This window comes from Algoriphagus formosus (assembly GCF_002807035.1).
Lineage (GTDB): Bacteria > Bacteroidota > Bacteroidia > Cytophagales > Cyclobacteriaceae > Algoriphagus > Algoriphagus formosus.
Genome location: NZ_NIUC01000001.1, coordinates 1,260,235 through 1,273,430, shown reverse-complemented (window position 1 = coordinate 1,273,430; position 13,196 = coordinate 1,260,235). Strand labels below are relative to the sequence as shown.

The 13,196-nt window shown below is 42.8% G+C and carries 10 protein-coding genes; 5 read left to right on the top strand and 5 right to left on the bottom strand.

Annotation, left to right across the window (positions count from 1 at the left end):
* Positions 1–57 precede the first annotated feature (57 nt).
* Positions 58–1,152 (bottom strand): endo-1,4-beta-xylanase, encoded by a 1,095-nt coding sequence (locus CDH51_RS05650; protein WP_100627677.1) that lies wholly within the window; start codon positions 1,150–1,152, stop codon positions 58–60.
* Positions 1,153–1,402: 250 nt separating this feature from the next.
* Between CDH51_RS05650 and CDH51_RS05645 the strand changes: the two genes are divergently transcribed.
* Positions 1,403–2,359, top strand: a complete 957-nt coding sequence (locus tag CDH51_RS05645; protein ID WP_100627675.1) for a carbon-nitrogen hydrolase family protein — start codon at positions 1,403–1,405, stop codon at positions 2,357–2,359.
* Positions 2,360–2,362: 3 nt separating this feature from the next.
* Here CDH51_RS05645 and CDH51_RS05640 read toward each other — a convergent pair whose 3' ends face one another.
* Together CDH51_RS05640 and CDH51_RS05635 are read right to left on the bottom strand one after the other, a co-directional pair.
* The gene (locus tag CDH51_RS05640) at positions 2,363–4,447 is read right to left on the bottom strand and encodes a penicillin acylase family protein (RefSeq protein ID WP_100627674.1); all 2,085 of its coding nucleotides are present in this window, start codon (positions 4,445–4,447) and stop codon (positions 2,363–2,365) included.
* Positions 4,448–4,651: 204 nt separating this feature from the next.
* On the bottom strand, positions 4,652–6,322 hold the full coding sequence (locus CDH51_RS05635) for a bifunctional metallophosphatase/5'-nucleotidase (protein ID WP_100627673.1): 1,671 nt from the start codon (positions 6,320–6,322) through the stop codon (positions 4,652–4,654).
* Positions 6,323–6,586: 264 nt separating this feature from the next.
* Here CDH51_RS05635 and CDH51_RS05630 point away from each other — a divergent pair, with 264 nt between their 5' ends.
* The 4 genes from CDH51_RS05630 to CDH51_RS05615 all read left to right on the top strand — a co-directional run bounded on the left by CDH51_RS05630 (position 6,587) and on the right by CDH51_RS05615 (position 11,428).
* Positions 6,587–8,011, top strand: coding sequence for an amidohydrolase (locus CDH51_RS05630; protein WP_100627671.1), 1,425 nt, complete (start codon positions 6,587–6,589; stop codon positions 8,009–8,011).
* Between the two features lie 53 nt (positions 8,012–8,064).
* Positions 8,065–10,344, top strand: coding sequence for a patatin-like phospholipase family protein (locus CDH51_RS05625; RefSeq protein WP_232724754.1), 2,280 nt, complete (start codon positions 8,065–8,067; stop codon positions 10,342–10,344).
* A gap of 67 nt (positions 10,345–10,411) precedes the next feature.
* A complete protein-coding gene (locus CDH51_RS05620) occupies positions 10,412–10,948 on the top strand; it encodes a gluconate 2-dehydrogenase subunit 3 family protein (protein ID WP_100627669.1) in 537 nt (178 codons plus the stop codon).
* Between the two features lie 117 nt (positions 10,949–11,065).
* Entirely contained in the window at positions 11,066–11,428 is a 363-nt protein-coding gene (locus CDH51_RS05615; protein WP_100627667.1) for a transmembrane 220 family protein, read from the top strand.
* Between the two features lie 39 nt (positions 11,429–11,467).
* On the opposite strand, the gene CDH51_RS05610 is transcribed toward CDH51_RS05615, so the two are convergent.
* Together CDH51_RS05610 and CDH51_RS05605 are read right to left on the bottom strand one after the other, a co-directional pair.
* A complete protein-coding gene (locus CDH51_RS05610; RefSeq protein ID WP_100627665.1) occupies positions 11,468–12,880 on the bottom strand; it encodes an NAD(P)(+) transhydrogenase (Re/Si-specific) subunit beta in 1,413 nt (470 codons plus the stop codon).
* 1 nt (position 12,881) lies between these two features.
* Positions 12,882–13,193 carry an NAD(P) transhydrogenase subunit alpha gene (locus CDH51_RS05605; RefSeq protein ID WP_024281668.1) on the bottom strand — a complete coding sequence of 104 codons (312 nt, stop codon included), beginning with the start codon at positions 13,191–13,193 and terminating at the stop codon, positions 12,882–12,884.
* Positions 13,194–13,196: the final 3 nt, after the last annotated feature.

Here is a 13,196-nt window from a genome sequence, read left to right as displayed (position 1 = left end):
AATAGTTGGTTTAGTGAAAGAAAAATGCGGTCTCGATTGAGGCCGTTTTTTTGCTTTTTAATCATTATTGAAAGGAACCTTCAAATTTAATTCCCTGTCAAAAAGCAATGGATAATTTGTCCTGCCTCTCACCGGCCAGTTATTGAGCCAAGAACTTCCGTCATGCAAGCCCCAAAAGGTCACTCGGCTGATTTTGTCTGAATGCTTACTAAATAGCTCAAAAAGTGAAGTATATCGATTTTTCAATTTCTCCTGAATAGCCGAAGGCAAGGAATCTGTGTATGGATTCCAGATTTCTGAATCTTCAATCGAAATATTTAAATCTGCACCGTCAAAGTCACTGGGTCTAGGCAATACATCTACATCCAATTCGGTAATCATCACCTGAAAGCCGGCCTGATGAATATCCAATATTGCGGCTTCAATTTGATCTAAGCTTGGATGATCCAAGCGGTAATGTCCCTGCATTCCGATCCCGTCAATCCGAATCCCTTGTTCCCTTAGATTTTGAGCCATCTTTAAGATAGCCCGGCGCTTTTCCGGTTTCCAGACATTGTAATCGTTGTAGTAGAGTTTCGCTTTTGGATCCTCTTGATTGGCTTTTTTAAAAGCTTCCGCAATATAGTCTTCACCCAAAATCAAATACCAATGGGTTTTTCGCCAGGTACCATCATCTTCAAAAGCTTCATTGACCACATCCCATCCATCAATTCTTCCCTTGTACCTGCCCACTACGGTTGCTATATGCTCATTCATCCGGTCTTGTAATTCCTCTTTAGAAAGAAAACTTCCTTCTTGATCCTGAAATACCCAAGTTGGCACTTGTTGATGCCAGACTAGCGTATGACCTACTATAAAGGCATTCATTTCTTCTCCCTTCCTCACATAATTATCTCCAAATTCAAAGGCATATTCCCCTTCTTTTGGGTGGATATTGCTCCATTTCAAACCATTCTCCGAAGTCAGAGAACTGAAATGTAGGTTGAGCAAAGAATCAGCTTTGGGCAAACTCCCATTGACCTGTCGGCCATTGACTGCAGCCCCGATAAAAAATTCATCTTGAAATTCATCTTTTAGTCCCTTCTCGGTGGGAGGCTGGCAGGAAAAAACAAAGGCTGAAATCAGTAGAATCAAATTAAGAGAGCGTTTCATCTTCAGGGTTTTATAGGTTTTACTAAAGGTAGAAAGACCTGCGTTGAATCTCTAGGTTTTTTGATTAAAAGACCTTTAACTAATTTGAATGAGAAACCGAATTGAAAAATATAATATTCCGCAATTATACCAGTTGTCTATTTTACTTTCTGAATCCAGTTGGATGTCGGATGTCCGATGTCAGCTGACTATATAAAACGATCATTTTCGCTACTGGGACGAAAGCAGAAATACATAAAATAACTCCTAAATGAACCCCAATAAATTAACCCTAGCACTCGCCCAGATAGCACCCGTTTGGTTGGATAGACTGGCAACTTTGGAAAAAGTAAAAGCTAATATCCAGGAAGCTGCACAAAAAGATTGCGAGTTAATTGTTTTTGGGGAAGGGCTTTTGCCGGGGTATCCTTGGTGGCTATCGATTACCCATGCCTCTGCTTGGGATGACCGTATCCAAAAAGAAATTCATGCTCATTATGCTCGAAACGCAGTACAGATAGAACGGGGAGACCTAATAGAGATTCAGAAATTAGCCAGACAAAAAAAGATTGCCGTTTATCTTGGCATAATCGAGCGACCAATCGATCGGGGAGGGCACAGTCTCTATTGCTCTCTGGTTTTCATTGATCAGCAAGGAGAAATAAGGTCTGTACATCGAAAGCTTCAACCGACATATGATGAGCGCTTGACCTGGTCTCCGGGGGATGGAAATGGTTTACAAGTTCATGCCTTGAAAGGCTTTCGAGTGGGCGGACTGAACTGCTGGGAAAACTGGATGCCACTCGCCCGAACAGCCCTGTACGGGCAAGGAGAAAATCTTCATATCGCAGTTTGGCCTGGAGCAGTACGAAACACGGAAATGATTACTAGGATGATTGCTCAGGAAAGTCGGTCTTTTGTAGTTTCTGTCTCTAGTTTGATGCGAAAAACTGACTTCCCTACCGATACCCCACATTTGGATTTGATTTTGGAAAACTGCCCTGCGGTTTTGGGAAATGGAGGAAGCTGCATTGCAGGACCTGACGGTAAATGGATTTTAGAACCAGTGGCTGACGAGGAAGGATTACTGATTCAAACCTTGGATCTCAACAGGGTCTTCGAAGAGCGCCAAAATTTTGATCCGGTGGGCCATTACTCCCGACCTGATGTACTAAAGCTTCAAGTCAATCGAAGTCGGCAATCCTCAGTAGATTTTGACGGGGAGTAATTTCTATTCCTCTCCCGGGTGGTAAACTCGTACTGCATCTTTTAGAACGCTTTCCTTATTGAGGCTCATGGGTTTTAAATCTCTGGCTAAAAAACGTTCCATTTGATCATCATAATGAGGACTTTCTGGACGATTGCTTGCACCAAATACATTGATGGTTTCAATTTTAGGTAGTCCTTCCCCGAATCGAACCATCATGATATAGGATTCACCTTGAACTCCTTTTCGCATACCATTTTTCCAAGGCTCGGATCGCATGGCGGTGATCACATCATCCAGCCCCCAGAGTGGCAATGCCTTCTCACCTCGGACGAGTTTTTGGTATTCACCTAAAGTGACTAGTTCTTTGCTAAAATGGCTCTCAAAATGTTCTTTGGCCTTTATGAGTCCTTCCGCCGCTTCTTCTTCGCTTAAAGTAGTCTCCCATTTTCTTCCGTTCTCTTCAAATTTCTCCCACCAATAATAGTAGCTGAAAGCAAAAAGAGCAGCGCCTTCAGAGTTGACGTCTCCACGCTTATTCCAGTTTTTAAGTGTCTCAATTTGAGTCTTAATCTCAGGGAATTTTTCAGGATCAAGTGAAAAAAGGGCATCCATATTAGTTCGGAAGGCTAATACCTCAGGTAGTTGATCATCAAATTTGATTCGCTCAAAATCCTCCCATCTCAGCAACCCCTCTTTTGGCATGATTTCCCGAAAGCGGGTGGAGCGATTGTTTTCCCGGCGAGAAAAATTCATTTCCTCTGCGAAGTTGTTTGGATCTAAGTTGTCTGCTGAGTCGGAAGCAGTAAATGGGCTATGATTGGTATTGAATAGGTATCCGGAAGCTGGATTCAAGTACTGAGGAAGGTCTTCAAAAGTATGGTAACTACTCCAGTTGGTTTCTTGGGTATTTCCAGGAACTGTTTCTGTGTACTCGTATTTTGGGTTACGAATCGGCAGAAGCGCATTGCTTACATAAAATACCGTATCGTATTTGTCCGCATAGACGGTATTAAAACTCGTCAATTGAACGCTTTCCATAGCAGCTTTCCATTCTGAGAAGTTCTGAGCCTTATTCATTCGCCACCATTGCTCAGGAGCCCCGATCCGATCTAGGGCGCCTAGTTTTATTGAAAAGGTGCCATTGTCAGTGACCAAAGTGGGACCATAGATACTTTTCCATACTTTTTTTGGAACTGGCAAAGTGATGAAGTTCCAAAGTTTGACCTTTAGCCAGATAGTCCGCTCCTCAAGTTCGAGCCATTCATCGTCCACTTTATATTGATCGGGATTTTCCGGATGGACTTCTAATTGGTATGTGTCTAGCAAATCAGGAAAGTTGACCGTGTGAGCCCAACCCAAATGTTCATTGACTCCATGAAAAATCATGGCTCCACCGGGGAATAATCCACCTAAAATATTCCAACCTTCTTCGGAGTGGAGATGCGCCTCATACCAGGAAACTGGTCCCTCCAGGGGTTGGTGAGAGTTGATAGCCAGAAAGTTTTCGCCTGATTCTGTTCGGGAAGAGTGAATGGCAATTGCATTGGATCCTTTTGGATTAGAGTCCGGTAGGACTTTTCCGGCTTCTCCATTTACAATTTGCTGAACTGCTCGATCAGCACCTGACATTTGAGCAAGAGATAGAATGTAGGCTGAGGTGATATCCAAAGGGGTCACAGGAAAGGCTCCTGAATACAAAACCTCTTTGGGATGACTTTCAGCGTAGTCGTTCATTCCAGCAGCATAGCCTTCGAGTACTGCTTTGAATTCATCTGAAAAGCTATCCTCGTACTTTGCTTTGGCAATCTTTTGGGTTTCTAAAAGGTGAACAAAAAAATCCACGGCAGCGCCTTGTTCCCCGTATACCCGACCTACTAGGCCTTTCCCTGCCAAAAGGGTTTTTTGAATGGTTTCGAAATCATCTTCTGCATGAGCCCAAGCCAAGCCATAAGCTACGTCGGCATCCTTTTCACCAAAGATATGGGGTACTCCAAATTCATCCCGAGCTATTTGAACCTTACTGGTGTCCCAGTCTGAAGGTTGAAGTACACTGTGGCAGGACTGAATGAGGAGCACTGCTAGGATCGCAAAAAAAGACTTTTTCATCTGTTTATATTTTGACTTTTATTGGTCAGATGGAATCTCGCATGGATTATAATCCTCCCTCTGTTTGTCGCTCGCGTCATGCTCGATTTCATGGATTTAATTTTGGAATTGGAATTAGCAGTTTATTTTTTAAATAGACAAAACCAAATAAAAAAAGCCGACAAAATGCCGGCTTTTCGGTGAATAAATACCTTTCTTAAAAGTCTATCTAAACTCGTAATCTACTCCATAAACCTGAGTCAATAGGGTAGCAGGAGCATCCAAAGCTACAGCCGATTTTGGTGGAATAGGCGTCACAGGAGAGTGCTCAGCCAAATAGTTTTTTACCGCTTGATGGAGTGTGTACTCTGTGTTCTCGGTATCCATTACACCGGTAAAGCGACAAAGCATATCATCAGGATCCCCATCTCGCTCACAGGCACAGATGCTGTATACACGATCCATTTCCAAAGGTTTGTCATGTACAGTGACCTTTTGAACTCTATTTCCTTCCTCTCCAAAGGCTAGAAACTCTACTTCCATTCCTCGGAACTTAATTACCCAACCTCCAAATCGCTTCGAAGCTTCCTTCGCAAAAACATTGTTCAGTTCTTTTTCCAGCCAAGCAGCAATCTGAGAGCCTTTAACCTTTCCTGTTCGGATAAGTGAATCGACCGGTAGCATATCGAAGATATAACCATTTGTGATTGGGATATTTCCGGTTTCGTCCGGAGTAGTCCGTGGAGGACAGAATCGAAAACCATTGGAAAGAACAATGTCGATTTCCGGAACTTGCCAGCTAATGGCGTCCAAAATCATCGTATCGATGGGGTTTTCAATTACAAAATATCGATAAAGTGGCACGGTACTGTATCCTGCTATTTTGTAAATGTCCTCTTCAAATGGGTCTTCATTTTGATCAACGATTTCTGTTACCACTGGGCAAGGCGTAATCTTATCTGAGGTGACTTCCAGGAGCTCATAATCATCTTGGACTACCTTACCATCTTCGATAGTGAGTTCAAGCTTTCCTACAAAAGAGCCAAAAGCTCCCGGTTCCACTACTTTAGCATACGTACCTTGGATAGGTTTCCTTACGCGCTCGTGGGTGTCACCACCCAAAATGTAATCAACACCCTCACACTCGGGAAGATTTGCCAAGTTGATTTGTTGGGAGAGACCCAAGTGGGCAATGATACAAACGAAGGCACATTTTTCTTGATTTCGCAGTACATCTACATAGTGAGCCAAGTTTTCCTCAGGCTTGGTATATAGAATTCCCTTTGAATAATTGGGTGATTGCCTTTTTGGAACCAAGTGATCCGTGTATCCCAAAAATCCAATCTTTACCCCATTTACCGACCAAATATGATAAGGGTTGAAGATCAATTCACCTCTTTTGCCTTCTCCTAAATCATGGTACATATTCGCGCAGATTTTAGGAGCATGTAGTGATCCCAGAAGGTGCTGCATGGCCTGCTTGTAATACACTACCTCCCAGTTTCCAGGAAGGTAAAGGTCGTATCCAATTTCATTCAGGATGGGCACCATCGCCTCACCGGTGGTTCTTACGGAAAGCTCCGAACCTTGAAACATGTCTCCTGTATCCATGACTAGGCAATGCTCGGCTTTTTCTCTTTCTTGGTCCAAAAAGGCCTTCAGATGCGCATATCCACCCGTTTTGCGATATACAGCTTTTCCATTTTCCCAGAAAAGCTCATCATGCGGATGAATCTGACAATGGACATCAGTAGTTTGTAGAATGGTAAGCTTAAATGATTTTGGCTTAAGTTTTTTTGCTTCTGCTTGGGCCACTTGAGGAGAAAGGCTCAAAAGCCCTGTTCCAGCACCTAGCGCACCAAGTTGAGACATAAATTTCCTTCGAGAATACTTCATGAATAGATGGGTTTATTGCAATTAATATTTGGCAAGTTTCTGATTTTGAGAAAGAAAATTCTCTTCCATTATGCCATGAAGATACTTATTGGAAAAAAAATAAATTGGTGACAGTGGTCACAAAAGAAAAATCACTCAAAAAAAATCTGTGAGAGGAACAAGCCTCAGAATCAAAATTAGCTGCAGGTTTTGTGTCTGACTCGAATTAGGCTTATTTTTCATAACAATATCAAATCGAAAAAACCAAAATTAAATCCACCTTAAATGAAGAAGCTCATTCTTTTCTTAATTACACTGATTCCAGTATTGGTCTTAGCTCAGGAGTCATCAGTGATTCAAGAACTTGATTCAAAAACTGATCAATACACTAAAATTGCCATGCAGATCTGGGAAAACCCAGAATTGGGATACCTCGAGAGCGAAAGCTCTGCTTTACATCAAAAAACACTTTCCGAAGCTGGATTTGAAGTTAAGGCTGGGGTAGCCGGAATACCTACTGCATTTGTGGCTGAGTTTGGTTCGGGAAAGCCAGTCATTGGAATTATGGCTGAATTCGACGCGCTACCAGGGGTATCGCAGAAAGCATCTCCTTTTCGCGAAGCAGTAGTTGAGGGTGGAGCGGGTCATGCATGTGGACACCATTTGTTTGGTACTGCCTCAGTAGCTGCTGGGATTGCTGTCAAAAACTGGTTAGACGCTAACGGAGGTCAAGGAACTATCCGAGTTTATGGAACACCAGCTGAAGAAGGTGGTGGAGGCAAGGTCTACATGGCCCGAGCTGGATTGATGGATGATGTAGATATCATGCTTCATTGGCACCCAAGTTCCAGAAATAATGCCGGAGCTAATTCCTCCCTGGCAAATATTTCCACAAAATTTCGATTCTATGGAGTAGCTTCTCATGCCGCAGCCGCTCCGGAGCGCGGAAAGTCTGCACTGGACGGAGTAGAGGCGATGAATTTCATGGTCAATCTCATGCGTGAGCATGTGCCTCAGGAGACTCGAATGCACTATGTGATCACCCGCGGAGGTGAAGCACCTAACGTTGTTCCTGCCTTTGCAGAATCCTATCATTACGTCCGTCATCCAGATGTAAAAGTGGTGAAGGATATTTTCCAAAAAATGGTGGCAGCAGCTGAGGGAGCTGCAAAAGGAACACAGACTACCATGGAGTATGAAATCATTAATGGTGTTTATAACCTTTTACCCAATGAAACCCTTGCTCGGGTGATGCATAAGAATTTGGAAATCATTGGTGGTGTCCAATACAGTGAAGAGGATAAGAAGTTTGCAGAAGAACTGATCAAAAGCTACCCTGACCTATCAATCAATCCGGCAGAGGATGCGATGAAAATTGATCCGTTTATGGTGCGGGAAACTGGAACCGGAGGATCAACCGATGTCGGGGATGTAAGTTGGTTGGTTCCCACAGCCGGGTTGGGAGTAGCTACTTGGGTACCTGGTACAAGTGCCCACACTTGGCAAGCAGTAGCTGCCGGTGGAACCCCAATCGGTGCGAAGGGTATGATGGTTGCTGCAAAAACATTGGCCTTGACAGCTTTGGATGTAATTAAAAATCCAGAAATCGCTACCAAGGCAAATGAAGAATTGAACCGACGCAGAGGTGCAGGTTTCAATTATGAGGCTTTGGTTGGAGATAGAGAGGCACCGTTAGATTATAGAAAGTGATCTCTTCTAGGATTTCTCTACCGATAATTTTTCTGATAGGCATCCTTGCGGGGATGCCTTTGTCTTCATTTTGCCAAGAATCAGATGAAGAGAGAATCAAAATAGGCCTCGTATTAAGTGGTGGAGGAGCAAAAGGAATAGCTCATGTAGGAATCATCCGAGCGATGGAAGAGGCAGGTATCAGGCCAGACTATGTGGTTGGTACCAGTATGGGTTCAGTCGTAGGCGGTCTTTACGCTTTAGGTTACAGTGCTGACCAATTGGAGGAAATCATTCGATCTATTGACTGGGATTTGATTATTTCAAACCGGGTTGATTTCAAGGATATTTCCTTCGAAGAGAAAGAATACTATAATCGGTACTTGTTAGAAATCCCCCTAGAAAACTGGAAGCCGTCAGTTCCATCCGGCCTAATTGAAGGTCAAGTGCTTTCTGAAGTCCTTCATTATTATTCTTGGCCCTCCAATGCCTATGACTCATTTGATGAGTTTCCGATACCTTTTAGGTGTATTGCCACTGATATCAAGGGGGGGCGCCCCGTGATTTTTAAGGATGGATATTTGCATGATGCTATACGATCCAGCATTGCAATCCCGACGGCTTTTACAGCATTCGAATTTGATACGACCGCTGTGGTAGATGGTGGTATAGTTGATAATTTTCCGGTGGATGTGGTCAGGGAAATGGGAGCAGACTTTGTGATTGGAGTCAATGTAAGTGATGAAGATTTTCTAGATTATGAGGACTTAAATGGATTTGCAGCGATACTCACTCAGCTCGCTATGGCCGAATCTCTAAGACTGACCAAAGAGAATATCGACCAAACAGATCTTTACATTAAACCAGATTTGGGGCCTTATTCCACCGGGAGTTTTGGAGCCTATGAAGCTATTTTAAAACTTGGTGACGAAACAGGTCAGTTGTACTTGGCTGATTTTCAGGGTGTGGCTGATAGTTTGAATTTGCCTCCAATAGAAAAGTATTCAACTCCGGATAATCGTTCTGTTCGGTTGAGCGAGATTGAAATAAAAGGAAATAGCCTTTTTTCGGATTCCTTTATCAAATCAAAACTAGACTTAGATCCTGGAGATACGATCACTCCATCCATGGCTAAAGAGTCGATTAGACATGTATTTGGAATCAATGGATTTTACAAAGTAGACTACTCCCTCAATAAGGCTCAAAATGGAGACTACAAAATGGTCGTTCGTACCAAAGAGAAACCCTCCCATACACTTTCGACCTCACTCCATTACGATAATATTTTTTCAGCAGGCCTGCTATTCAATCTTACCATTAGAAATTGGATAGGGAATTCCTCAAGGGCAGTCATCCTTACTGATATTTCAAAAAATCCAAAAATCAGGTTTGACTACTACAAATACCTTGGCCAAGAAAAAAAGGTCCTTTTTAACTTTCGGTCTGATTATATCAGGCAAGAATTTCCCAGCTATGAAAATGGCAGGCCCAGTCAGCTAAACATCATTCGTAATTCACGTGTGGAAGCACAGTTGATGACTGTGAATTCTTTGAAAGAATCCTGGTCATTTGGAGCTGTTTATGATTTGGAAAGGTCCCGTATAAGGTTCAATTCTTCGATTCCAGAGGACATTAGGAACTCTACGGATTATTATTTTGGAATTAGAGGACGCTATTATAGAAATAGTCAGAATGACAGAAATTTCCCAACCAAAGGCGCGGAAGGCTTGCTTGAAGCGAATTTTAGATTTGAATCTAAGCTATCACTCAATCTTCGCTCTGGAGTTGATACGCTTTTTCTAAACACTGATTTTGGTGAGGATATTGGTATTCCAAAGGATGATTTAGAAGAGTTGATCAAAGGCTTTATCCCGAATCCGTATTTCTCAGTTTACGGAAGGTATTCCAGATTTTTTACAATTTCTAGAAATCTTCAACTACTTCCACAAGGTGCTGTAGGATTGGTCTTGTCAAATGAAGAAGCAAGCAAGTTTTTCCGAGAGTATCTTGTTGGTGGATATCAGACCGTACGCTTTGGAGACACCCAGTTATATGGATTGAATTATGGTGAAATTTCAACTCCAAACTTTGCCAAGCTTGGGCTGGCCTTGCAATATTTGCCGGTCAAAAAGCTATACCTGCGTTCGGGATTGAATTTTCTCGGCTATTCAGAACATGTTCCACTCACTGATTGGGGAAATATGAAAGGGCAGTCGCTATGGGGTTATGGGGTCGATGCCTCCTACCAGTCTATTTTGGGGCCGATCACAATAGGTGTTGGGTCTAATTCCTTAGATGAAAAAATCAGATTCCATCTATCCTTGGGGCTATCCTTCAATTTTACAGACCGATGATGGATTTTTTGAAATTCTCCGAGGAAGGGTCGTGAAAAAACTCTAATTTATCCCAAAATAGAAGCCCATGGACCGTAGGAAATCGCTAAAAATATTAGGTGCCGGAGGAATAGGCATCGCAGGGTTGATCCTAGCTGATTGGAAATGGCAGTTGGCAGACCAACTCACCCATCAAGGTTTTTTTAGCTACAAGCAAGAGAAATTAATGAGCGCAGTAGCGGATACCATCATACCTGAAGGCATTCCGTCGATTGCTCCTGAAAATGCACAGCCGATAGGTGCGCTCAGTACGGGAACTGATAAGTTTTTATTGCGTCTTTTTGAGCATTGCTACGAAAGTGAAGATCAGGAGATAATCAAAAGAGGACTTGACCATTTAGGAAAGTTGGACTTCCTGAGCTCGGATCAACAAACAAGAGAAGAGCTTCTCCTCAGTATGTCTAATTCGGACAACGAGAAGGATCAGCGATTCTTTCAACTGATGAAATCACAAACGATCTATGGATTTACCACCGTGAGAGAAGTTATGGTGGATTATCATGGGTACAAGGTAGCTGCTGGAGGTTTCAAAGGTTGTGTACCTGCCAAAGAAGGATTAGTTTAATTTACACGATATGAAATCGAGCATTTAGCAATCGGTATAGGATAGTATGATTGTAAATGCGACCTGCCTACCGCAGGCAGGGATTCCATGTGACCTTTAAGAAAAAATTATAAACACATGAAATTCTGGAAATATTTCTATGGCTTTTGGATAGTGGCTTTTGCATTATTCTCCTATTGGCAGTTCAACGATCCTGACCCTGAGGTTTGGGTGAGTGTGTATGCAGTCGCGATTATTTTCTGTTTGATGGGCATTAGAGGGATCTTCCCTAGGTATCCTTTGACTATCGTTGTCATAGCGTGTTTTGTTGGAGCTATTTACTTTTGGCCTGAGTCCGTATCGGGTTGGATTGGTCAAGAAATCGAACAAGGAGACCTTACCATGAAAACTCCCGAAATGGAAGAAGGGCGAGAGTCTTTTGGATTATTGATTGTAGCATTGGTGATGCTTCCGGGATTAATCTGGTCTTGGAAGAAATAAAACATAAAAGCTGGCCAGATTTTAATTGGCCAGCTTTTTTTATAAGTTTTTAAGCTCTGCTATCAGCTTTTCAAGCGAATCTTTTGCATCTCCAAATAGCATTCGGTTTTTCGGGTGGAAGAATAGTTCGTTTTCAATCCCCGCATAGCCCTTACCCATGGAGCGTTTCAGTACAATGATATTTTTAGCATTCCAGACTTTGACAACTGGCATTCCATAAATAGGACTGGAAGGATCATTTTCAGCAGCCGGGTTGACCACATCATTGGCTCCAATGACCAAGACCACATCAGTACTTCCCATATCTTCATTGGCATCCTCCATTTCCAAAAGCTTAGGATAGGGGACATCTGCTTCGGCTAGAAGTACATTCATGTGGCCAGGCATTCTACCTGCTACCGGGTGGATTGCATAGTTTAAGTCAACTCCCTTGTCTTCCAGTATTTTTTCCAGATTATGAACCGTATGTTGAGCCTGTGCTACTGCCAAACCATAGCCAGGTACAACACTTACTTTATTGGCATAGGCAAGTAGAATCGCTGCATCTGTTACGCTGATTTCTTTGATGGTTCCCTGCTCACCAGATTTGGTGCTTGCAGCCCCACCACCTCCAAATGACCCAATAATCACATTTGTAAGGGATCTGTTCATGGCAGTACACATCAACACAGTTAAGATCGTTCCAGCTGATCCCACCAAAATACCACCGGTAAGCATGGCCTGATTTCCATAAAGAAAGCCTCCAAAGGCAGCGGCCATTCCTGTGAAACTATTCAATAGGGAGATCACAACCGGCATATCTGCACCGCCAATTGGCATCACAAATAATACTCCGTACAATAAGGAAAGGATAAGCAGTGTGTACATCAGCGGCATGCTCAAGTGTCCTGAAAAAGCTAAATATCCAGCCAATCCAAAAATTGCGACTAGCAAACCTATGTTGATGATTTGACCTGCTGGAAGTGCTTTATCTGCTATTTTTCCTTCAAGTTTCCCATAGGCGATCATAGAACCTGAGAAGGATACCGAGCCAATAATCAATCCAAGTAAAATCACGATCAGCATTCCTGCTGAGATTTCCCCTCCGTGCCGCAGTTGATCAAATTCCACCAAGGAAATTACCCCCGCACAGGCACCACCCATTCCGTTGAAGAAGGAGACCATTTGAGGCATGGCGGTCATCTTCACTTTGATGGCCATGCGCATTCCGATTACTGTCCCAATTACCAATCCCGCTAAAATCAAGCTGTAATTCAGCCATTTATCGGCGGAAAATTCTTCTTTGAATAAGATGGTCGCTGCAATGGCAAGTCCCATTCCGTATCCGGCAATCAGATTGCCTTTACGTGCTTTATCTGGGCTGGAGAGCATCTTGAGTCCCAAGATAAAAGTGACCGATGCAACAATATATGATAGCTCCAGAATGCTAAGTCCAAGTATAGTTGTATTCATATTACTTGGCTTTTTTCTTAAACATTTCCAACATTCGATTGGTGACCACAAAACCACCAACTACATTCAAGGTCCCCAGAATCACAGCTAGAAACCCTAAAATCAATGCATAATAATTGCTAGGGTCGGCCTGAAGCATAATGATAATGGAGCCGATAATGACTACGCCGTGGATGGCGTTAGCCCCGGACATCAGCGGAGTGTGCAATACCGCGGGGACATTGGAAATCACCTCGATACCGAGGAAAATCGAAACGATGATCAGAAAGATAAACTCTCTGTTTTCATAAAATAAACTCAGTATTTCTTCCATTTA

Excerpts from the sequence above, each read along its gene's own strand:
- CDH51_RS05610 (WP_100627665.1), bottom strand. The coding sequence starts at position 12,880 with ATGAATACAACTATACTTGGACTTAGCATTCTGGAGCTATCATATATT.
- CDH51_RS05615 (WP_100627667.1), top strand. The coding sequence starts at position 11,066 with ATGAAATTCTGGAAATATTTCTATGGCTTTTGGATAGTGGCTTTTGCA.
- CDH51_RS05605 (WP_024281668.1), bottom strand. The coding sequence starts at position 13,193 with ATGGAAGAAATACTGAGTTTATTTTATGAAAACAGAGAGTTTATCTTT.
- CDH51_RS05635 (WP_100627673.1), bottom strand. The coding sequence starts at position 6,322 with ATGAAGTATTCTCGAAGGAAATTTATGTCTCAACTTGGTGCGCTAGGT.
- CDH51_RS05650 (WP_100627677.1), bottom strand. The coding sequence starts at position 1,152 with ATGAAACGCTCTCTTAATTTGATTCTACTGATTTCAGCCTTTGTTTTT.
- CDH51_RS05630 (WP_100627671.1), top strand. The coding sequence starts at position 6,587 with ATGAAGAAGCTCATTCTTTTCTTAATTACACTGATTCCAGTATTGGTC.
- CDH51_RS05625 (WP_232724754.1), top strand. The coding sequence starts at position 8,065 with ATGCCTTTGTCTTCATTTTGCCAAGAATCAGATGAAGAGAGAATCAAA.
- CDH51_RS05640 (WP_100627674.1), bottom strand. The coding sequence starts at position 4,447 with ATGAAAAAGTCTTTTTTTGCGATCCTAGCAGTGCTCCTCATTCAGTCC.
- CDH51_RS05620 (WP_100627669.1), top strand. The coding sequence starts at position 10,412 with ATGGACCGTAGGAAATCGCTAAAAATATTAGGTGCCGGAGGAATAGGC.
- CDH51_RS05645 (WP_100627675.1), top strand. The coding sequence starts at position 1,403 with ATGAACCCCAATAAATTAACCCTAGCACTCGCCCAGATAGCACCCGTT.